This is a genomic window from Sphingobium sp. KCTC 72723 (assembly GCF_014280435.1).
Lineage (GTDB): Bacteria > Pseudomonadota > Alphaproteobacteria > Sphingomonadales > Sphingomonadaceae > Sphingobium.
Genome location: NZ_CP060388.1, coordinates 895,708 through 916,169, shown reverse-complemented (window position 1 = coordinate 916,169; position 20,462 = coordinate 895,708). Strand labels below are relative to the sequence as shown.

Here is a 20,462-nt window from a genome sequence, read left to right as displayed (position 1 = left end):
ACATCTCTACTTTGCGCAACTGTGACATTTGAACGTTGCTGCTACATTCATTTTGTTCGATAATATATATTATGTTAAATAAAAGCCTATCGCACGCTCAATCTTCCTCGATCATGCTGTGCTTTGCGGTATCGCGCATCCGTACATAGACGGTCAGCGATATGGCGATCATCACCGTGACATAAATATAGAATACCTGCTCCATGCCCGCCTGCTTGAACCACAGCGCCACAAATTCCGCCGTTCCGCCAAACAGCGTATTGGCGAGCGCATAAGGCAACGCGACACCCAGCGCCCGGATATGCGCGGGAAACAGTTCGGCCTTCACCACGGCATTGATCGACGTATAGCCCGTCACGATGACCAGACCGACCATCACCAGCAGCCCGGCGACCAGCGGGTCTTTCGTCACGGCCAGCGTGGCGAAAATCGGATAGGTGCAAAGCACGCCCATCACGCCGAAGCCGATCATCAGCGGCTTGCGCCCGATCCGGTCCGACAAGGCGCCCGCTACCGGTTGCAACAGCATGAACAGGAACAGCGTCACTGCATTGATTTGCGACGCAGTTTGCCGGCTGAGGCCCGATGTGTTGACCAGGAATTTCTGCATGTAGATCGAATAAGCATAGAAGGCGATCGTGCCGCCAGCGGTCAGCAGCATGACTGTTACCGTTTCACGCGGATGCCTCGTGATCAGTTCGACAAAGCCGGACTTGGGCGCACCGGCCGCTTTCGCCACCGCAAAGCTCTGCGTTTCCGCCAGTCCGCGCCGCAACCAGAATACTACCACCGCCAGCGCCCCGCCGATGAAGAAGGGTATCCGCCACCCCCAGGCATCCAGTTGCGCCTCGCTCAGCACCGCCTGCAACGTCAACAGCACGCAGATGGCCACCAATTGCCCGGCGATCAGCGTGACATATTGAAAACTGGAGAAGAAACCCCGGCGGCTCTTGCCCGCCATTTCCGACAGATAGGTGGCGCTTGCGCCATATTCGCCGCCGATCGACAGCCCCTGCATCAAGCGCGCCAGCACCAGCAGCAGCGGTGCGGCGACGCCGATCGTTTCATATCCCGGCGTCACCGCAATCAGCAGCGACCCGGCGCACATCAGCGCCACCGACAGCGTCAGCCCGCTCTTGCGTCCGTTCCGGTCGGCATAGACGCCCATCAACCAGGCACCTATCGGCCGCATCAGAAATCCGACCGCAAAAATGCCCGCCGCGTTCAGCAATTGGGCCGTGCGATCCTGACTGGGGAAGAAATGCGGCGCGAAATAGAGAGTGAAGGCGGCATAGGCATACCAGTCATACCATTCGACCAGATTGCCGGTGGACCCGCCGATAATGGCTTTCAACCGATCGCGCTGGGTCGGTGGAGCGATGTGTGCGGTCATGGCGTCAATATCATTTCGCCACCCTGCACGCCCCAGCTTTTCAGGCGCGATAACATGTTCATGCCAATCACATTCACCTCTCCAAAGGCCGGCGACACGACGACGGGCAGGTCGCTGGCGTTGATCGGCCCGATGGCCAGGCTGGCGATACTGGAGCGCCGTGCCTCTATTTTGCCATTGGCGGTCGTCATGACGATACCGGGCGCGCCAACGTCATAGTTGAGGCCCGCCGCCCGCGCCGTCTGGTCCGACAATGCCGTGACGGTCGCGCCGCTATCGATCAGGAAGCGGGCGCTGGTGCCGTTGATCGTTCCTTCGACCCAATAATGCCCGTCCGGCGCAACCGGGATGCGCAACGCCTGCCCCTCGGCACGGGCGGGAGGGAGCGGCGGCGCGTCCCCCTGCTCCACGGGTCGCTGCGCCCAGCGGCCAGTCAGAAATCCCTGATCCTGCGCCAGTTTGAACAGACCCAGCAGCGCGGCGAAGATCGCGACCCACAACAAGGCCATGCGCCATAATCCGCCCCAGGCCATCCGCCGTCCGATGAGCGAGGACGCCACAAATATGATCGCCAGCACATACCAGATGGTCGATGCCGCCTGATCGCCGCCATTCATACCGCCCCCTGCTCCACTGTTGCCAGTTGCACCGTCATGCCGTCATAGCCCGGCTCCACCCCATCGGGCAAAGTATCGCGCAGCGTGGCATAATCCATACTCTGGTCCATGTGGATCAGGATGGCGCGGTCGGGGCGGGTCGCGACGATGCCGTCGAGCGTCAACGCCAGATGCGGGTGAGTGGGATGCGGCTTTTCGCGCAGGGCATCCACCACCCACACGTCCAGCCCGTCATACAGCGCCAGCATGTCAGGCGTCAGGTCGTGAAAATCGGTGGCATAGCCGACCGAACGGTCACCATGGCTGAAGCGGAAACCCGTCGACCAGATGTCGCCATGGGGCTGATCGACGCAGGCAATGTCGATGTCACCGATGCGCAGCCCATCGGGCAGGATATGCGCATCGACAGTCGGCGGATAGCCGTTGCGCCCGTGGAACACATAGGCGAAGCGTTCGCCCAGCAGCCGCATCGTCTGCGCCCGGCCATAGCCCGGCACGGGCGTGCGGCGGTGGTGGAATATCTGGCGCACATCGTCGATGCCATGGCTGTGATCGGCATGGTCGTGCGTCCACAGGATCGCGTCGATGTCGATGACGTCCGCCGCCAGCAACTGCGCGCGCATGTCGGGAGATGTGTCCACCAATATGCAGGTGGTCGGGCTTTGTACCAATATGGATACGCGGGTGCGCCGGTTCTTCGGTTCGGCCGGGTCGCACGCGCCCCAGTCATTGCCGATCCGTGGCACGCCCGACGATGTGCCGCATCCCAATATGGTGAGGATCAGGCTCATGCGGCCTTAGTGAACAGCGCGCGGAAATTGGCAGACGTGGCCGCCGCCAAATCCTCCAGCCTCTCGCCGCGCAGGTTCGCCAGAAACCGCGCGGTGTCCGCGACGAAGGCCGGTTCGCACGGGCGGCCACGGTGCGGCACCGGCGCGAGGAAGGGCGAGTCCGTTTCGACCAGCAGACGGTCGAGCGGCAGTCGCGCCGCCGTTTCCTGCAAATCCTTCGCGCTCTTGAACGTCACGATGCCCGATATACTGATGTAGAAGCCAAGGTCCATCGCCGCGTCGGCAAAGGCGCCGCTGGCGGTGAAGCAGTGGATGACGCCGGTATAAGCGCCCTTCCCCATCTCGTCCCGCATGATCGCCAGCGTATCCTCTTCCGCATCGCGGGTGTGGACGATCAGCGGCAGGCCGGTTTCCCGCGACGCAACGATGTGGGAGCGAAAGCTGCCCTGCTGCCGCTCACGGTCGCTATGGTCGTAATAATAGTCGAGGCCAGTTTCGCCGATGCCCACGACACGCGGATGGGCGGCGCGATCGACCAGCTTGGCCGTGTCGATATGGGGATGTTCGTCGGCTTCATGCGGGTGGATGCCAACCGTCGCCCAGACATCCGGTTCGCGGATGGCGGTGGCCAGCACATCGTCCCACTCGCTTTCGCGGGTGGCGATGTTGAGCATCAGGCCGACGCCGGACGCACGGGCGCGGTCCAGCACATTGGCCTGATCCTCTATCAACCCCTTGTAATTGAGGTGGCAATGGCTGTCGATCAGCATGGCGATTATCCGTCCGCTTCGGTGAGTTCGAGGCGGGGGAATAGCGGCTTGGGCGCGCTCAGCGTGAAGCCGGTGGCGCGCAGGGCGGCGTACCAGCCGGAGCCGATGAGCGTGTAGGTGCGGCCTTCCGCCGCCACGCCCATATGGTCGAGCAAGGCGGTGGCGCTGCCCGGAATGACGGGCTGGATCATGATGGCAAGGCTGGCGATCGCTTCATACAGGGTTGCCAGCACCGCTTCCATCCGCGCGGGATCAGTTTTGCGCAGCGCCCAGGGCGCCTGCACGTCGATATAGGCGTTGCAGGCGAAGACGGCGCGCATCCATGCCTCGATCGCGACAGAGGGGGCGAGGTCGGCCATGGCGGTCTGGAATGTGGCGGCGGCTTCGGCGATGGTGGCCAGCAGGTCGCTATCGACGTCCTGCGGCGCGGGTTGCGGCAAGCGGCCTTCCAGATTTTTCGCAATGAAGCTCAATGTCCGCTGCGCCAGATTGCCGAAACTGTTGGCAAGGTCGCTGTTCGCCCGCGCCACGATCGCTTCGGCGCTATAGCTGCCGTCATTGCCGAACATGACTTCGGACAGCAGGAAATAGCGCAATTGATCGACGCCGAATCGTTCCGCCAGTGCGATCGGGTCGGCGACATTGCCAACCGACTTGGACATTTTTTCGCCCCGGTTGAGCAGGAAACCGTGGCCGAATATCTGTTTGGGCAAGGGCAGCTTCGCGCTCATCAGGAAAGCGGGCCAGTAAACGGTATGAAAACGCACAATGTCTTTGCCGATTATATGCGTGATGTCGCCGCCTTCCGCCCAATATCGCGCCATCCGGTCCGCATCGTCGGGATAGCCGCAGCCGGTCAGATAATTGGTCAGCGCATCGACCCAGACATACATGACATGGCCGTCCGACCCCGGCACCTTGACCCCCCAGTCGAAGCTGGTGCGTGAAATGCTGAGGTCCGACAGGCCGCCTTCGACAAAACGCATGATTTCGTTGCGGCGGCTGTCGGGGCGAATGAAATCGGGCTGGCTTTCGTAGAGTGCCAGCAGACGGTCCTGATAGGCGGACAGGCGGAAGAACCAGCTTTCCTCGACCGTCCATTCCACTGGCGTTCCCTGCGGCGAGAGTTTTTCCCCGCCTTCCCCGCCGACCAGTTCCTTTTCATCGTAAAAGGCTTCGTCGCGGACCGAATACCAGCCTTCGTAGCGATCCAGATAAAGGTCGCCATTCGCCTCCATCGCCTGCCAGATCGCCTGGCTGGCGCTGTGATGCGCGGTTTCGCTGGTGCGGATGAAGCGGTCATGGCTGATATTCAGCGTTTCGTTCATCGACCGGAAATAGCCCGACATTTCGTCGGCCAGCGCGCGCGGTTCCATGTCGCGACCGCGCGCGGCCTGCACCATCTTCAACCCATGTTCGTCAGTGCCGGTCTGAAAAAACACGTCGCGGCCCAGCATCCGATGGAACCGGGCAATCGCATCGGTCGCGATCACTTCATAAGCATGGCCGATATGGGGACGACCGTTGGGGTAGGAGATGGCGGTGGTGATGGTGTAGGGCTTGGACATGCGCCCTTCCCTAGAGCGATTTCCAGCCATAGGGAACATCCCAGCGCTACAATTTCACGACCGGGCCAGTGCGGCCACATGCCCCCCAAGTTCGAACACGACCGACGCTGGATCAAGTGACAGAATGATGGCCCCACCCGCCAGATGCCGCGCCGCTTCCCAATGGTCGAGTGCGCCACCCAATGCTGCGCCGCTGCGCGTGCGTGCGGCGTTGGCGATGAAGGCGGGCGCGCGTTCCAGAAACGCCTCATAACGGGGGCGTGCCGATTTGAGCGCCAGGGATTTGGCCAGTGCCAGCCGCTGGCGATTGCCCGGATCCCCGTCGATGGAGATCGAAACGAGCGCGCTTTCCAGTTCGACCAGGTTCAGCCCGGCATAGCGCAAGGCCCGGCCCGGAGAACCCTCCCCCGCCCGGACCAGTGCGTCGATTTCAGCGGGCGACAATGTTTCATCGGTGGCACGCAAAACCTGACGCATGGCCGCATCCTCCAGCGGATCGAAGCGTAGGGTGCGGCAACGGGAGCGGATGGTGGGAAGCAATCGGCCGGGCGCATGGCTGACCAGCAGGAAGACCATGTCCGTCGGCGGTTCCTCCAGCGTCTTGAGCAGCGCGTTGGCCGCGCCCCGTTCCAGATCGTCGGCGGCGTCTATCACCACGATCCGGCGAGATGAGAGCGAAGGGGCCGAATGCAGCAGCCGACCAAGCCCGCGCACCTGATCGACGCTGATGTTGCGGGCAGTGACGCCATCCTTTTCCAACGGCGCAAGTTGCGCATAATCGGGATGGGCCGATGCCTCGATCAGGCGGCGAACCGGGTGGTTTTCCGGCACGGCCAGGCCGTCATCGTCCACAGGCGGTCCTGCGGCATCGGCCAGCAGGCGCAGCGCCAGCGCACGGGCAAATCCGCCTTTGCCAATGCCTTTGGGACCGGCCAATATCCAGCCATGGTGCATCCGCCCGCTCGCTGCGGCGGCAACCAACATACGGGCCTGAACATCATGGCCGATCGGCATGGTCATGGCAGCAGGTCGGCCAGCGCAGCCATCAGCCGGTCAGTGATGTCAGCCGCCGCGCCGGACGCATCGATGGCGCGCACCCGTTCAGGCTCCTGCGCTGCAAATCGTGCAAAGGCGTCGGCCACCGTGCGATGAAAGTCGCGGTCGCGTCCGCCGATCCGGTCGGTCGCATCGCCATCCCGCGCGCGCGTGCGATTTTCCGCTTCGGTTTCGGGCAGCGTCAGGAACAGGGTCCGGTCGGGCAGGAAGCCGTTGCTGCCGATGCGGTGCAGCATCACGATGTCGGCATCGGTCAGCGCGCCCTGCCCCTGATAGGCACGACTGGAGTCCAGAAAACGATCGGACAGCACCCACGCGCCGCGCGCCAGAGCAGGGCGGATAGTCTTTTCGACATGATCCGCGCGCGCCGCCGCGAACAGCAGCGCTTCGGCGCGGGGACTCCAGCGATCCTGCCCACCCGTCAGCAGCAGCGCACGGATAGCTTCCGCCCCTTCGCTCCCGCCCGGCTCGCGCGTTTCCACCACTTCGATCCCGTGCGCGCGCAGAACGGTCGCGAGCGCGCGAAGCTGCGTGGATTTTCCTGCGCCCTCCCCGCCTTCCAGCGTAATGAACCGCCCAACAAAGTCCGGCAAAGACGTCACCCGAACAGCGATTTCAGGCCATTCCAAAGCCGACCAAATAGCCCTGCTTCGGCAACATCCTCACCCGCGACCAGGGCCATCACCTGCGGCGGGGTGTCCGGCGTGGACACGATCAGATCGGCGATCTTCTGCCCCTTGGCGATGGGTGCCTTGATCGGGCCGGTATAAACCACCTTCACCTGCACATTGGCCGATGCCGTCCGGGGCAAGGTGACCGCCAGATTTTGCGGCGCGACCAGCGATACGCTCGTAGCGCTGCCCAATTGCACGGGCGCGGTGTCGACGACGGCACCCTTTTTGAACAAAGGCTGCGCTTTCCACGCCTTGAAGCCCCAGTCCATGAAACGCACGGATTCGCTGATGCGGCTGTTGAAGCTGGTCAGGCCTGCAACGACCATGACCAGACGGCGGCCGTCCTGTTCCGCCGAGCCGGTAAAGCCGAACCCGGCTTCCTCGGTATGCCCGGTCTTGAGGCCGTCGGCCCCGGCGATCTTGCCCAATATCGGATTGCGGTTGCCCTGCTGAATATCCGCGCCGCCCATCGTCTTGCCCCAGGTGAAGGAGCGGGTGGCGTAGAAACGCTTGTAGAGGTCCGGTGTCTCCTCGACCGTCGCCTGCGCCAGATGAGCCAGATCTTCAGCGGTCACATAGGTCACGCCTTCGTCGGGCCAGCCGTTGCTGGTGCCGAAATGGCTGTTCTTCAGGCCAAGCCGCTTGGCTTCCTCATTCATCGCGGCGACGAATGCCTGCTCGGTTCCGGCAATCCCTTCGGCCAGAACGACGCAGGCGTCATTGCCGGACAGAGTGACAATGCCGTGCAGCAGATTTTCGACCGACACCTGTTCGCCCGCCGACAGGAACATGGTCGATCCCGCCTGCGGCCCGTGCCATTGTTTCCAAGTTTCGGGGCGCACGGTGAACATGGTGTTCAGTTTCAATTCGCCCTTCTGGATCAGGCGGAAAGCGACATGCGCCGTCATCATCTTCGCCATCGAAGCCGGTGGCATCCGGGTCTGTCCGCCCTTGCTGTACAGCACAGCGCCGGACGAGAGATCCTTGAGATAAGCGATCGGCGCTTCGCTGGTATAAGGCGGCGCGGCAGCGACCAGCGGTTGCGTCAGCAGAGCGGTGAAAAGAAGAAGGGCGACGGACTTTTTCATGGAAACTGCCTTGCTGGATAAAGTCGGCGGGAGGGAATCAGCGGATTCCGCGACGTGCCTATGGCGCGTCATTAGCCATGATCCGCGCATTCTCAAAGCCCCCGGATGCCGCAGCACGCACGCCTGCCTGCGCGGCATCCTGCGTAGGATAGGGACCAAAGCGCACGCGCCACAGCCCGGCACCCTCGACCGCCTGCGCGCCGATCCGCGTCGCCAGCGTTTGCGCACGCGCGCGGGAGGAGAAAGCCGCGACCTGCACGACATAGGATTTTGCCATCGGCACAGGCGCCGAACCAGCGAGCGGAGGCGATGTTTCGCGTAGCATCGGCTTTGGCACGGCCTTGGTAGCAGGCGCAGGGGCGGCGGCTGTAAACGCAGGCTTCCTGGGCAATTTTTCGCGCAACGCTTTCAACAGCGCAGGCGGCGTTTCCAGCCGTTCGGCAACCCGCCCATGGCTGCGCAGCGCCACACGTTCCTGATCGGGCGGACTGACCCGCCGGACCCGCACCGGGGCTGCGCCTGCGCCAATCAGCCCCAACTGTTCCGCCGCTCCACGCGACAGGTCGATGATACGGCTGTTGGCGAACGGTCCCCGGTCGTTGACACGCACCACGATGGTTCGCCCGGTGTCGAGCGCCGTCACCTCGACATAGCTGGGTAGCGGCAGCGTGCGGTGCGCGGCAGTGATGGCAGACGGAACGAACGCCTCGCCATTGGCCGTGTCCCCGCCCGCCAGTTCCTCCCCATACCAACCCGCATAGCCGACAACGTCGTAATTGGGCGCGTCTTCGGGCGTATAGGTCGTGCCGCCGACTTTATAAGCTGCGCCGATCTTTACCGGATCGTCGGCAACCATGCCACGCTGCGCCACGGGCCGCGATATGGGCGCTGGTGCCGGTGGTACACCTGGCTGTTCACCGCCGCTGCACGAAACGAGCAAAGTCATTGCCCCGGCCAGAACCGGCAGCATCCCCCTATTGTTTGACCGCATCGGCCAGCAACCCCACTGATAAAGCATAGAAATTGGAACAGTTATAATCCAGAATCGCCCGATAATTGCTGGTCAGCAGATAGGCCGTCTTGCCCGGCCCGTCCGGTTCCAGCAATGTCGCCATGACGCTGTCGCCCGGCCAGCTGCCACCAGTTGGGAACAGGCCCAGATTGCGCCACTCCGCCATCGACAGCCAGCGGCTGTGCCGGTTGAACACGCGCGGGCAGCGGGCGGGCGTAGTGCGCGCCGCGATGCTGGCACGATCAAGGCCGGCGGGGACGCTTACCGCCACGCCCCAGGGCTGGCCGCGTCGCCACCCGGCCTGCACGAAATAATTGGCGATGGATGCCAGCGCATCGGCCTGGCTGGTCCAGATGTCGGCGCGGCCATCACCATCGCCATCCTTGGCAATGCGCAGATAGACGCTGGGCAGGAATTGGGGATAGCCAGTGGCCCCGGCCCAACTGCCAACGAGGCGGCTGCGTGGCACGCCGCTGTCCAGCATTTTAAGCGTGGCCAGCAATTCCGGCTCAAACAAAGTGCGCCTGCGTCCTTCATGCGCCAATGTGGCGAGCGAACGGATCAGGTCGAAATCGCCGGTATAGCTGCCATAATTGGTTTCATGGCCGAAGATCGCGACCATGATCTCCTCCGGCACGCCCGTCTCGGCCTCGATCCTCGACAGCCGGGCGCGATTGGCCTGATAGACGGTGCGGCCCCGGCCGATGCGCGCGGCGTCGACATGCTGACGACGATAGGGTTCGAAATTGGGGATCGGCGAATAGGCGCCGCCACCCGGTTGCGTCTGGTCCAGCGCCACGACGCGGGGATTGGCAGTCAGTGTCGGAAACACCCCGTCCATCGTCGCGTCGCTGATGCCCATGGCCCGTGCCTTTGGCCGCAGGCTTTCCAGATAGGCGCGGAAATCCGTGCCATCCTGCGCCTGCGCCGTCGCTGGAACGAGTGCGGTTGCAGAAATGACGGACAAGCCCAGCAGCGCCGAAAGGGCAAATATACGCAAAGAATCTCCCATGCCCTTTTGTGGCACATGCCAAGCGGCAGATGAAACCCCAAATGGCACAGCCGCGTCAGGAAGGCGACGAAGCGGGCCGACCGGAATTTTTATGCTTGGAAAGTCCGCGTGGCGCGCTAGGAAGCCAAGCAACGGAAGGGTGGCAGAGTGGTCGATTGCAGCGGTCTTGAAAACCGCCGATGTGCAAGCATCCGTGGGTTCGAATCCCACCCCTTCCGCCAATAGTCATTCACTATAGCGATAGACCCGCCCGGCGGGTCGCCTATGACCACCGAAATATCATCGCAGATATTTCGATGGCCATGAACGACCGCGCGAACAGGCGAGGTTAACGTCAGGTCGGCAATCGACTACAGAATGATGTCTTCAACAAAGACATGCGATTTTCCGGTGAGCTGGAGCGTGAAATCCGCCGCGCCATCCCCGTCGGTGTCGCCATATAGGGTGCCGCTGACCAGACGCAATTCCCCGGCTGTGCCGCTGAATTGCGCCTTGCCGATGCGGACGAAGGCATCATCATCCACTGTATTGCGGTCCGCGTCGATACCGCTCAGGTCGATGATGTCGATGCGGTTGGTGAAGTCGAGAATATAGTCCCGGCTGCCATCGACATCATCATCGTCGAAGCGGAAAATATCCTTGCCCGCGCCGCCGTTGAGTTGATCGGAACCGGCCCCGCCAATGAGGATGTCGACATTTGCACCGCCTTCCAGAATGTCGTCGCCAGCGCCGCCATAGATGGTGTCGTTGCCGTCATTGCCCCGCAGCGTATCATTGCCTTCACGACCCAATATCGTGTCGTTGCCGCCATTGCCCTTGATCAGGTTATCGGCGCTGTTACCCAGCAGTTCGTCATTGCCATAGCTGCCGGTGGCATTTTCGATCACGACACCATTGGCGATGGTAAAGCCGCCATGGAAGCTTTCGGCATAGGAAACTACGCCGCCACCTGTGGGTGTGTAGTCGAGCGTTGCAGCCAGCAGGTCGATATGCGCGTCGGCATTGCCCGTGTAGAGAATGGTGTCGGTGCCGCCAGTGTCCCAGATCGTTTCGTAGAAGGTGCCTTTGCTGTTGGCATTGTCGATCCGGTAGACGTCATTGCCTATATTATTTTCATGCACGCCATAGCGTAGCTGAAGCTGGGCGATGTCGAACGCGCTGAGGCTGCCCGACCAGCCATAGCCGATGGTCGCGCGCGTATAGGGTTGCGGACCGTCGGGGTTGGTTTGCCAGCCGTCATTATAGGACATGACGGTGTAGACGCCCTGGTTGAGGTCGTAGATGCCCAGCGAATCCGAACCCGTCACGCCCAGCATGACGTCCGACCCGCCGCCATTGTCGTGCGGATGGGCCAGACCATGTGCGTGGCCGAATTCGTGCATGACGACCGCGAAGGAATATCCACCCGGTTGCAGGCTTTCCGGCAAGGAGAAGCCGCCGCTGAGCAGGTTGAAGGCGCCAATCCCCTGCTGCGTCCCGTAGCTGGGATCCTGGGGATAGAAATATGCGCCATATTCCGTCGATTCCGTCGTGACCAGTCGGAACGTCGCCTGCGTTACATCGGTCGTAATCTCGTAATTTACGCCCAATATCTCTTCAAATTCGCCCAGCGCAGCCATCACGCCGTTGATCTGGAATTGCTTCCAGCCGTAGGTGACCATCGGCGTCGTGCCATCGTCGCCTGTTTCACCGAAATTTTCACCGGCAGGCGCGAAATATACATAGGCGGTAGGAACGCCGCCCACATCGACGAATGGCACATTGTCGGCGCTGCGCCAGTCGATCGAATCCAGCGGGTTATAATCCGCCGGGTCGAGTTCCGCGACGTCGAGCGTATATCCGCCGGTCAGGCCGGGGTCGTAGGGCGAAATTTCGACATAATAGGTGCCGGAATTTTCAGCGAAGAAGTTCACGCCGGTTTCGTAATTGACACCTGCGGTGACCAATGCGCCGTCGGCATCGTAGATCGAGACGATACCGATATTTTCGCCTTCGGCCGGAGCGGACAATTCCGCAGAACCGGCGATGCCGCCAGCATAGGTGAAGGAATAGACATTGCCCGCCGTCACATCGATCCGATAAATGTCGACGTCGCTGCCGGAATCCAGATAGCCAAAGGTCGTGCCTTGGGTAATCGTTTCAGCGCCGGCAAAAGTGGAGGGCGCGTCCTTAGCAGGATCTGGCGACCAGACATCGATGGTATAGTCGCCGGTATCCAGCGACGGATCGCCGGTTCCCAGCGTATACCATGACGTGGCGTAGAGATAATGCGTCCCCGTTGTGGCCGCTGTAAAGGTGATCAGCGATCCACGACCTGCGCCACCATCATCATCTTCCGCCAGCACCGAACCCAATGTGGGATCGAACAGCGCCAGATAGGGATCGTCGATCCCGCCCGTCGCGGTGCCACGGTAGGAGAAGCTGTAAGTCTGGCCTGCGACCAGATCCACGCCGATCAGATCATAGCCTTCCGTACCGGAAAGGCTGCCCGTAAGCGATGCGTCAGCATCAGCCGCGATTACAGTAGAAGGCACCATCTGGCCCGACAGAGACATGGCATATCCCTGCCACCTGCCTTGCGATCAATGAGCGCGCCACTTGAATCGAATTGAACGAAAGGTGATCCCACAAATACCTCCCAAATACCCCGTCTCTGACCGCAACAGACCATAGCGAGAACTCAGGGGCAATAGACCTTCGTTAATAAATTTGGTAACGATGGCGACATGGTCGCACAGGGCATCTTGTTGATTATATTAACGGCAGCTTCATCGTTTCGGCCGCTGCCGGGGGTGAGCGAGCCGGTGAAACAGAGCCAAGCCAAGCCTGACGTAGCGGAAAAAGGCGATGCAAAAGTGATCAGGAGCGAGGGACGTTCCGGCCTACCCTATGCCTTTGGACGGACGTTCGCGAACCTCGACGCCTATCTGCTGCATTTGCAGCAGGTCGCCGCCCCCGTCGATTTGCCCTGGTGGCGTAAAGTCGGTCCCGACCGTTTCGAACGGATGACGGGAAGGCGGATGCCGCAAGATGAACGGCGCTTTGCCACCAGAGCCGAGTTGGCCAGACAATATGGATTTGCGCGCTGATCTGCGTGCAAGGATAGCCATTCCGGCAGACGCAGATTTAGACACCATGCGGTGAACGGGTCTGCCCATTCACCGCATGGCGTTTTGTTACGTCAGGCGAGCGCGCCGTGGCAATGCTTGTATTTCTGGCCCGATCCGCAAGGACACATCGCGTTGCGGCTGATGTCCAGATTGGCAAATTCGCCATCTGCGACCGGCGCGCGCGGGATGGTGGTGGTGATGCCGCCAAAGCTGCCCGCGTCGATGTCCGCGCTGTTATCCTCGCCCGAAAACGGGTCGAGATGGGTAGTGATGAAATCGGGCAGGACCGGCAGGTCGAAGTCGGGCATCGGCGCTTCGTCCATGCGGAACTGGACGCGGGCAATGGAGCCGGTCACGTCTTCGCGAATATTTTCCAGCATCCGTTCGAACAGGGCGAAGGATTCCTGCTTATACTCGTTAATCGGCGTCTTTTGCGCATAGGCGCGCAGGTGAACGACCTGACGCAGGGCATCGAGCGTGGAAAGATGTTCTTTCCAGTGATGGTCCAGGCTCTGGAGCAGGATCGATTTTTCGATCATGTGCCAGTCGTCCGACGTGACGGTCGAAACCTTGTCCGCGACCGCTTCGTCGGCCAGTGTGACCAGCCGTTGTTCGATCAGTTCGGGATCGACTGCGTCCTCGGCCAGCCATGCGTCGAAATCGGGTTCGAGGCCCAATATTTCACTGGTCCGGCTCTTGAGCTTTTCGACATTCCACTGTTCGGGATAGGTGCCGGGGGGGCAGCAGCTACCCACGATGTCGTTGACCGTTTCGTGGCGCATGTCGACAACGACGTCATCGACGGTATCGGCGTCCATGATGTCGGCGCGCTGTTCGTAGATCACCTTGCGCTGGTCGTTCATGACATCGTCATATTCGACCACCTGCTTGCGGATGTCGTAATTGCGCGCCTCGACCTTTTTCTGCGCGGTTTCGATTGCCTTGCTCAGCCATTTGGACGGGGGCAGCGCCTCACCATCTTCCAGGTTCGAGCGGATCATCTTGGCGAACATCGTGTCCGGGCCGAAGATGCGCATCAGGTCATCGTCAAGGCTGAGGTAGAAGCGCGAGAGGCCGGGGTCGCCCTGACGGCCCGAACGGCCGCGCAGCTGGTTGTCGATGCGGCGGCTTTCGTGCCGCTCCGTCGCCAGCACGAACAGGCCGCCCGCCGCCAGCACTTCGGCCTTTTCGATGGCGATTTCGGCGCGGATATTTTCGATGGCGGCGTCGCGTTCCGGGCCTTCGGGCATGTCGCGCAGTTCGTCCTCGACCCGCAATTCCAGGTTGCCGCCCAGCTGAATATCGGTGCCGCGACCGGCCATGTTGGTGGCGATCGTCACCACGCCCTTGCGACCGGCCTGCGCGACGATATGCGCTTCGCGTTCATGGAAGCGGGCGTTGAGGACAGCGTGAGGGACGCCTTCCTGATTGAGAAATTCGGACAGCATTTCGGATTTTTCGATCGACACCGTACCGACCAGCACTGGCTGGCCCTGTTCGGCATGAACCTTGATCGTCCTGGCAATGCCGCGAAACTTGTCTTCGAGATTCTTGTAGAAACTATCTTCCTCGTCCACCCGCTGCACCGGCTTGTTGGTCGGAATGGTGACGACGTTCATCTTGTAGATTTCGTAGAATTCGGTCGCTTCGGTCGAAGCGGTGCCGGTCATGCCCGAAATCTTGGGATACATGCGGAAGTAGTTCTGGAAAGTGACCGATGCCAGCGTCTGGTTTTCCGGTTCGATCTGGACGCCTTCCTTGGCCTCCACCGCCTGATGCAGGCCATCGGACCAGCGGCGGCCATCCATCATGCGGCCGGTAAATTCGTCGATGATGACGACCTTGCCGTCCTTGACGATATAATCGATGTCGCGGCGGAACATGACGTTCGCGCGCAGCGCCTGGTTCAGGTGGTGGACGACCTGGGTATTTTCGAAATCATAGAGATTGTCGCCCTGAAGCAGGCCCGCTTCCTCCAGCAACCGTTCCAGACGTTCGGTGCCATCTTCGGTCAGCGTGACGGTGCGCTGCTTTTCGTCCTTCTCATAATCCGCTTCGGTCACCTGCTTCACGATCGCGTCGACCGATACATAGAGTTCGGACTTGTCGTCGGTCGGCCCGGAAATGATCAGCGGGGTGCGCGCTTCGTCGATGAGGATCGAGTCCACTTCATCGACGATGGCGTAGTTGAAAGGCCGCTGGACCATCGAGGCGCGGTCATATTTCATATTGTCGCGCAGGTAGTCGAAGCCCAGTTCATTGTTCGTCGCATAGGTGACGTCAGCGGCATAGGCGGCGCGGCGCTGGTCCTCGCTGATGTTGGGGACGATGACGCCGGTGGTGAGGCCGAGGAAGCGATAGACCTGGCCCATCCATTCGCAATCGCGGCTGGCCAGATAATCGTTGACGGTGACGACGTGAACGCCCTTCCCCTCCAGCGCGTTGAGGTAGGTGGCGACGGTGGCGACCAGCGTCTTGCCCTCACCCGTGCGCATTTCGGCGATTTCGCCGCGATGCAGGACGATGCCGCCGACCATCTGCACGTCGAAATGGCGCATCCCCAATATGCGGACCGACGCTTCGCGCACCGTAGCGAACGCTTCGGGCAGCAGGTCGTCCAGCGTTTCGCCAGCGGCCAGCCGTTCGCGGAATTTCGCCGTTTGCGCCGTCAGTTCCGCGTCGCTCAGCGCCTGCATCGCCGGTTCGAAAGACGCGATACGATCGACCAGCTTGCCCAGCGACTTGACGTAACGGTCGTTGGACGATCCGAAGATGGACTTGGCAAGGGCGCCGAACATGCAATTTCCTGACACAATAGGGAGGCGTTGCCCCGAACGAGGGGACGCACACAGACATGCGCGGCGATTTAGGGAGCGCTCAGCCTTTAGTCAATCAACGACCGGGCAACGACCGGGCAAATGGTCCGGGGTTACGGGTATGGAGGCGGGGTGCCGTCGGGGCGGCATCATGCCATCGCATGGCCCGTTCGGGTGGTCGCGGGGCATTTGCCCGGAGCGGGCTTGCCGACGATGACGGGGGAAAGGGGCAGCGCATCATGGTTGAGTTTCGGGCGCTGAGGGTGGCGCGGTGGCGCGCGGTGCCAGTCGCGATCTGGATCGCTGTCCTTGCGGCGCTCTGGTTCGCGGCGCTGGCGATGGCCACGCCGTTCGACCATGACGAAAGCCAATATGTGGCAGGCGCGCATTTCGCCGCGCGGCTGACGATCTTTCGCGACTTCCTGTATCTTCAGCCGCCGATCCATGCCTGGGCCTATGCGCCCATTGCCTGGGGCTTTCCCGGCCATGCCGTGATGGCGATGCGGATGGCGACGGCCATGACCGCGCTGGCGACGCTCTGGCTGCTGTGGCGGGGGCAGCGGATCGCCGGGGTATCGCGGGCCAGTGCGATGATGGCGGTGATGCTGGTGAGCGCGACGGCCGCATTTCAGTTCAGCGCCAGCGTGGTGCGCAACGACATGCTGCCCACGATGCTGACGGCCATGGCAATGGTGGCGGCGCTGATGGCACTGCGCGATGGGCGCGGGCGGCTTTGGCTGGCGGCGGGGCTGTGCCTTGGGCTGGCGATCGCGACCAAGCTGAATTTCGCGCCGGTCGGGATAGCGGCGGGCCTGTTCCTTGTCGCGTCGCGGCGGCAGGGGAGCGTCCGGGCGGCGGGGTGGCTTGGCACGGGCGCGGTCGTGGGAATGGTGCCGATGCTGCTGGCATGGTGGGGTGCGCCCGACGGGTTCGTGCATGGCGTGCTGACATTCGGCATCAGCGCGCCCCATGCCTGGTACGCGGCCAATGGCGCGGCGCAGGATTTGTCGCTGGCGGAAAAGGGCGCGGACCTGATCAAATATCTGGCCAAGGGTCCGGCGCTGGTGGCGTTGATGCTGATTATCGCCCGTTGCAGGCGGATTTTCGATGCGCCGGGGCGCAGGCTGGCGCTGTGGATGATCGGCGGTGCCATGATCGGGGCGGCGTTGCCGACGCCGACGCAGGTGCAGTATCTGCTGCCCCTATTGCCGCCGCTGGCGCTGGCGCTGGGCTTTTGCCTGGATGATGTGCGCCGGGTTTCGGAGCGGTCGCGCCGGATCATGCTGGGGCTGCTGGTCATCGCCTCGGTTCCCGGCATGGTCGAGCCGGCGCGGGACATGATGGCGATGTTGCGTGGCGGGTCGCCTGTGCTGGCAGCGGCGCGGGATGCGCGGGAGAGCGGTGCGCTGGTGCGGGCTGTGGCCGGGGACGGGATGATCGCCACCCTGTCGCCGCACCTGATGATCGACAGCGGGCTGGCGATCGACCCGCGCTTTGCCCCCGGCCCGTTCGTCTATCGCACCGGGGCGTTGCTATCCCCGGTTGAGGCACGCAGCCTGCATGTCATGACGCCAGCGACGCTGGGCGATCTGGACCGCGCGCCGCCCGCCGCGATCCTGACCGGCTATGAACGCGGCACGCGCAAGCTGCCGCTGCGGCCCGACGACGGACTGGTCGGCTATGCCCGGTCGCGTGGCTATCGCGCGGTGCCGATGCGCGACGGGGTGGGCATGTTGTTCGTGCGGGCTATTCCGGCAAACGCCAGGTGATGCGGCCATTATAGCTGTCGGCTGCGGCAACGCCCGACGCGGTGCGGGCGGGGGTGAAGCGGGCGCGGGGGGTAAGGAGGCGGCAGGTCGCTTCGTCCAGCACGGCATGGTCCGTTGAGGCGGTAATGGCGCACTGTGCGACTTGCCCCATGCCGTCGATCGTCAGCCGGAAGGCGGCTGTGCCGTGCCAGCCGTTGCGGGCCGCCTCTGCCGGATAGTCGGCGTCGCTGAACCATGTGCCGGGGCTGGTCGCCGGGGTCGCGCGGGCATCGGGCGGGGGGAGCGAGGGCAGTAGAGGCTGGGGCGTCGGCGGCATTGGCGTGAGCGGGCGCGCCGGTTCCGGCTGGGGCAGGTCGATGGCCGATTGCCGCTGCCACAGCATGACCGCCGCCGCCAGCAAACCGAACGCACCGACCGCGAGGATCACTTCCCTGATTCGTTTGTCCATCATGCTTTCTATCTGCATTGACGCGCCATCGCATTTCCAGCATTTCGCTTCGCCATGACCGATCGCTCCCCCCTCGCCCCTGCGGCCTTTCCGACCCTTTCCCCTATCGACGGCGTGACGCTGCGCGTGGCGCGGGCGGGGTATAAGGCGTGGGAGCGGTGCGACCTGACTTATGTGGAGCTGGACGCGGGGACGGCGGTGGCGGGGGTGACGACGCAGAGCCTGTGTCCGTCGCCCGAAGTGGAATGGTGCCGCGACGCGTTGCCGCTGGGGGCGGCGCGGGCAGTGGTGGTCAATGCGGGCAATGCGAACGCCTTTACCGGCCGTCGCGGGCGCGCGGCGGTGGAGGCGATTGCGGCCAAGGTCGCCAATCATCTGTCCTGCCTGCCGTCCGACATCTTCGTGTCCTCCACCGGGGTGATTGGTGTGCCGTTGCCGATCGACAAGGCCGAAGCGGGGCTGGAGGCTGCCTTTGCCGCTGCGCCTTGCGGGTGGGAGGATGCGGCCAATACGATCGGCACGACCGACACCTATGCCAAGGGCGCGCAGGTGTCCGCGATGATCGGCGAGACGCGGGTCAATCTGGTCGGCATCATCAAGGGATCGGGCATGATCGCGCCGGACATGGCGACGATGCTGGGCTATATCTTTACCGATGCGGCAGTGGCCCCTGCCCTGTTGCAGGCGATGTTGTCGGCGGCGAACAAGCGGACTTTCTCCTGCATCACGGTGGATAGCGATACGTCGACCAGCGACACGGTGCTGGCATTCGCCACGGGCAAGGCGGGCAATGTACCGATCGCGTCGATGGACGATGCCGGGGCGGATGCCTTTGCCGCTGCGCTGGACGATCTGTGCCGCCAACTGGCGCATCTGGTGGTGCGCGATGGCGAAGGCGCGACCAAGTTCGTGGCGATCCATGTCGAAGGCGCAAAGAGCGACGAGAGCGCGCACCGCATCGCCCTGTCGATCGCCAATTCGCCGCTGGTCAAGACCGCGATCGCGGGGGAGGACGCCAATTGGGGCCGGGTCGTGATGGCCATCGGCAAGGCAGGCGAACCGGCCGAGCGCGACCTGCTGTCCATCCGTTTCGGCGCGACGCAGGTGGCGAGCGGGGGACTGGCGGTCGAGGGGTATGACGAAGCGCCGGTGGCCGCGCATCTGATGGGGCAGGACATAGAGATCGGCGTCGACCTGGGGCTGGGCGAGGGCCGGGCGACGGTTTGGACGTGCGACCTGACGCATGGCTATATTTCGATCAACGCGGATTATCGTAGCTGATGCTGGAACTGCATGAGCCGGTCGTCGCGCTGATGCGGGACGTGGCGCGGGACGTCGTGATGCCGCGCTACCGGAATCTGGCGGCGGACGAGATTAGCGAGAAGGCGGCCAACGATTTCGTCACCATCGCCGACAGGGAAAGCGAGATCCGGCTGGCCGAGGGGCTGGCGGCGATATTGCCGGACGCCGGGATCATTGGCGAGGAAGCGTGCGCCGCTGACCCCGCGATACTCGACCGGGCGGGCGACGGGCTGAACTGGATCATCGACCCGATCGACGGCACCGGCAATTTCGCGGCGGGGAAACCCCCGTTCGGCATCATGATCGCGCTGGCCGACGGCGGCGTGACGCTGGCCGGGTGGATATTCGACCCGATCAGCGGGCGGCTGTGCCATGCGATGCTGGGCGGGGGCAGCCATATCAACGGGGAACAGGTGAAGGCGCGGGAAAGCGGCGGCGAGCTGCCGATCGCGGCGCTGGCGGTTTATTTCATGAGCGATGCGGAGCGGACCGACATACAGCGGCGGTCGCGCGATCGCTTTGCGCTGGTCGATATTCCGCGCTGCGCCGCCGAGCAATATCCCCGGCTGGTGCTGGGGCAGAATGACGTGTCGGTGTTTGCGCGGGCGTTGCCATGGGACCATGCGGCAGGGACGCTGTTCGTCAACGAGGGGGGCGGATGTTGCCAGCGGATCGACGGAACGGCCTATCGGGTTGGCGACCATCGGCCCGGCCTGCTGGGGGCATCATCGCCCCGATTGTGGGAGCGGGCGGCGACGGTTCTGTTCGCGTAAAGTAGACAGCAAGATGGACATAGAGTCGCGGTTTTGATGAACCACACTAACGTTTGTTACAGGGGCAATCGGGTAAGATAGCGATGTGAGACAGGCCTTCCTTTAAGGCAGGGCTGCCGCCCATGATTTTGCGCTATTCCACCAGCGTCATGCTGAATTTATTTCAGCATCCATTTCTGGTTACAAGCAAGGGCTTGAGCCGGAGAAATGGACCCTGAAACAAGTTCAGGGTGACGAGTAAGGTGGGCAGGCTTCTATATTGG

At 62.7% G+C, this 20,462-nt stretch carries 17 protein-coding genes and 1 tRNA gene; 5 read left to right on the top strand and 13 right to left on the bottom strand.

The window, feature by feature from the left end; genetic code table 11:
• Positions 1 to 97 precede the first annotated feature (97 nt).
• From SPBM01_RS04610 to SPBM01_RS04565, 10 genes are read right to left on the bottom strand one after another with little or no spacing between them, the layout of a single operon-like run.
• The gene (locus SPBM01_RS04610; protein ID WP_188064217.1) at positions 98 to 1,393 is read right to left on the bottom strand and encodes an MFS transporter; all 1,296 of its coding nucleotides are present in this window, start codon (positions 1,391 to 1,393) and stop codon (positions 98 to 100) included.
• The gene (locus SPBM01_RS04605) at positions 1,390 to 2,010 is read right to left on the bottom strand and encodes a TIGR02281 family clan AA aspartic protease (RefSeq protein WP_188064216.1); all 621 of its coding nucleotides are present in this window, start codon (positions 2,008 to 2,010) and stop codon (positions 1,390 to 1,392) included. The genes SPBM01_RS04610 and SPBM01_RS04605 overlap by 4 nt, the downstream gene beginning before the upstream one ends.
• Positions 2,007 to 2,801 carry an MBL fold metallo-hydrolase gene (locus SPBM01_RS04600; RefSeq protein WP_188064215.1) on the bottom strand — a complete coding sequence of 265 codons (795 nt, stop codon included), beginning with the start codon at positions 2,799 to 2,801 and terminating at the stop codon, positions 2,007 to 2,009. The genes SPBM01_RS04605 and SPBM01_RS04600 overlap by 4 nt, the downstream gene beginning before the upstream one ends.
• Positions 2,798 to 3,571: a TatD family hydrolase gene (locus tag SPBM01_RS04595; RefSeq protein ID WP_188064214.1), complete on the bottom strand. Its 774-nt coding sequence runs from the start codon at positions 3,569 to 3,571 to the stop codon at positions 2,798 to 2,800. The genes SPBM01_RS04600 and SPBM01_RS04595 overlap by 4 nt, the downstream gene beginning before the upstream one ends.
• Before the next feature lie 5 nt (positions 3,572 to 3,576).
• Entirely contained in the window at positions 3,577 to 5,139 is a 1,563-nt protein-coding gene (gene metG, locus SPBM01_RS04590; RefSeq protein ID WP_188064213.1) for a methionine--tRNA ligase, read from the bottom strand.
• Between the two features lie 54 nt (positions 5,140 to 5,193).
• Positions 5,194 to 6,159 (bottom strand): DNA polymerase III subunit delta', encoded by a 966-nt coding sequence (locus tag SPBM01_RS04585; RefSeq protein ID WP_188064212.1) that lies wholly within the window; start codon positions 6,157 to 6,159, stop codon positions 5,194 to 5,196.
• Positions 6,156 to 6,788, bottom strand: coding sequence for a dTMP kinase (gene tmk / locus SPBM01_RS04580; protein WP_188065550.1), 633 nt, complete (start codon positions 6,786 to 6,788; stop codon positions 6,156 to 6,158). The genes SPBM01_RS04585 and tmk overlap by 4 nt, the downstream gene beginning before the upstream one ends.
• Positions 6,789 to 6,793: 5 nt before the next feature.
• Positions 6,794 to 7,957, bottom strand: a complete 1,164-nt coding sequence (locus SPBM01_RS04575; protein ID WP_188064211.1) for a D-alanyl-D-alanine carboxypeptidase family protein — start codon at positions 7,955 to 7,957, stop codon at positions 6,794 to 6,796.
• 58 nt (positions 7,958 to 8,015) lie between these two features.
• Complete coding sequence (locus tag SPBM01_RS04570; protein ID WP_188064210.1) at positions 8,016 to 8,948, bottom strand: septal ring lytic transglycosylase RlpA family protein; 933 nt, start codon at positions 8,946 to 8,948, stop codon at positions 8,016 to 8,018.
• Positions 8,932 to 9,981 carry a lytic murein transglycosylase gene (locus tag SPBM01_RS04565; RefSeq protein ID WP_188064209.1) on the bottom strand — a complete coding sequence of 350 codons (1,050 nt, stop codon included), beginning with the start codon at positions 9,979 to 9,981 and terminating at the stop codon, positions 8,932 to 8,934. Before SPBM01_RS04565 ends, SPBM01_RS04570 begins: the two co-directional genes overlap by 17 nt.
• Before the next feature lie 133 nt (positions 9,982 to 10,114).
• Between SPBM01_RS04565 and SPBM01_RS04560 the strand changes: the two genes are divergently transcribed.
• A tRNA-Ser gene (locus SPBM01_RS04560) sits at positions 10,115 to 10,202 on the top strand.
• 129 nt (positions 10,203 to 10,331) lie between these two features.
• Here SPBM01_RS04560 and SPBM01_RS04555 read toward each other — a convergent pair.
• Positions 10,332 to 12,536 (bottom strand): M10 family metallopeptidase C-terminal domain-containing protein, encoded by a 2,205-nt coding sequence (locus SPBM01_RS04555; protein WP_188064208.1) that lies wholly within the window; start codon positions 12,534 to 12,536, stop codon positions 10,332 to 10,334.
• Positions 12,537 to 12,707: 171 nt separating this feature from the next.
• Between SPBM01_RS04555 and SPBM01_RS21740 the strand changes: the two genes are divergently transcribed.
• Complete coding sequence (locus SPBM01_RS21740) at positions 12,708 to 13,070, top strand: hypothetical protein (RefSeq protein ID WP_223177781.1); 363 nt, start codon at positions 12,708 to 12,710, stop codon at positions 13,068 to 13,070.
• A 92-nt stretch (positions 13,071 to 13,162) separates the two neighbouring features.
• Here SPBM01_RS21740 and secA read toward each other — a convergent pair whose 3' ends face one another.
• Positions 13,163 to 15,889: a preprotein translocase subunit SecA gene (gene secA, locus SPBM01_RS04545; protein ID WP_188064206.1), complete on the bottom strand. Its 2,727-nt coding sequence runs from the start codon at positions 15,887 to 15,889 to the stop codon at positions 13,163 to 13,165.
• Positions 15,890 to 16,146: 257 nt separating this feature from the next.
• Between secA and SPBM01_RS04540 the strand changes: the two genes are divergently transcribed.
• Complete coding sequence (locus SPBM01_RS04540; RefSeq protein ID WP_188065549.1) at positions 16,147 to 17,676, top strand: ArnT family glycosyltransferase; 1,530 nt, start codon at positions 16,147 to 16,149, stop codon at positions 17,674 to 17,676.
• Here the strand turns inward: SPBM01_RS04540 and SPBM01_RS04535 are convergent.
• Positions 17,654 to 18,127, bottom strand: coding sequence for an energy transducer TonB (locus SPBM01_RS04535; protein ID WP_262504322.1), 474 nt, complete (start codon positions 18,125 to 18,127; stop codon positions 17,654 to 17,656). The two genes, SPBM01_RS04540 and SPBM01_RS04535, sit on opposite strands and share 23 nt — an antisense overlap.
• 51 nt (positions 18,128 to 18,178) lie before the next feature.
• Between SPBM01_RS04535 and argJ the strand changes: the two genes are divergently transcribed.
• Positions 18,179 to 19,405 (top strand): bifunctional glutamate N-acetyltransferase/amino-acid acetyltransferase ArgJ, encoded by a 1,227-nt coding sequence (argJ, locus tag SPBM01_RS04530; RefSeq protein ID WP_188064204.1) that lies wholly within the window; start codon positions 18,179 to 18,181, stop codon positions 19,403 to 19,405.
• Positions 19,402 to 20,199: an inositol monophosphatase family protein gene (locus tag SPBM01_RS04525; RefSeq protein ID WP_188065548.1), complete on the top strand. Its 798-nt coding sequence runs from the start codon at positions 19,402 to 19,404 to the stop codon at positions 20,197 to 20,199. Before argJ ends, SPBM01_RS04525 begins: the two co-directional genes overlap by 4 nt.
• The last annotated feature ends 263 nt before the right edge of the window (positions 20,200 to 20,462 follow it).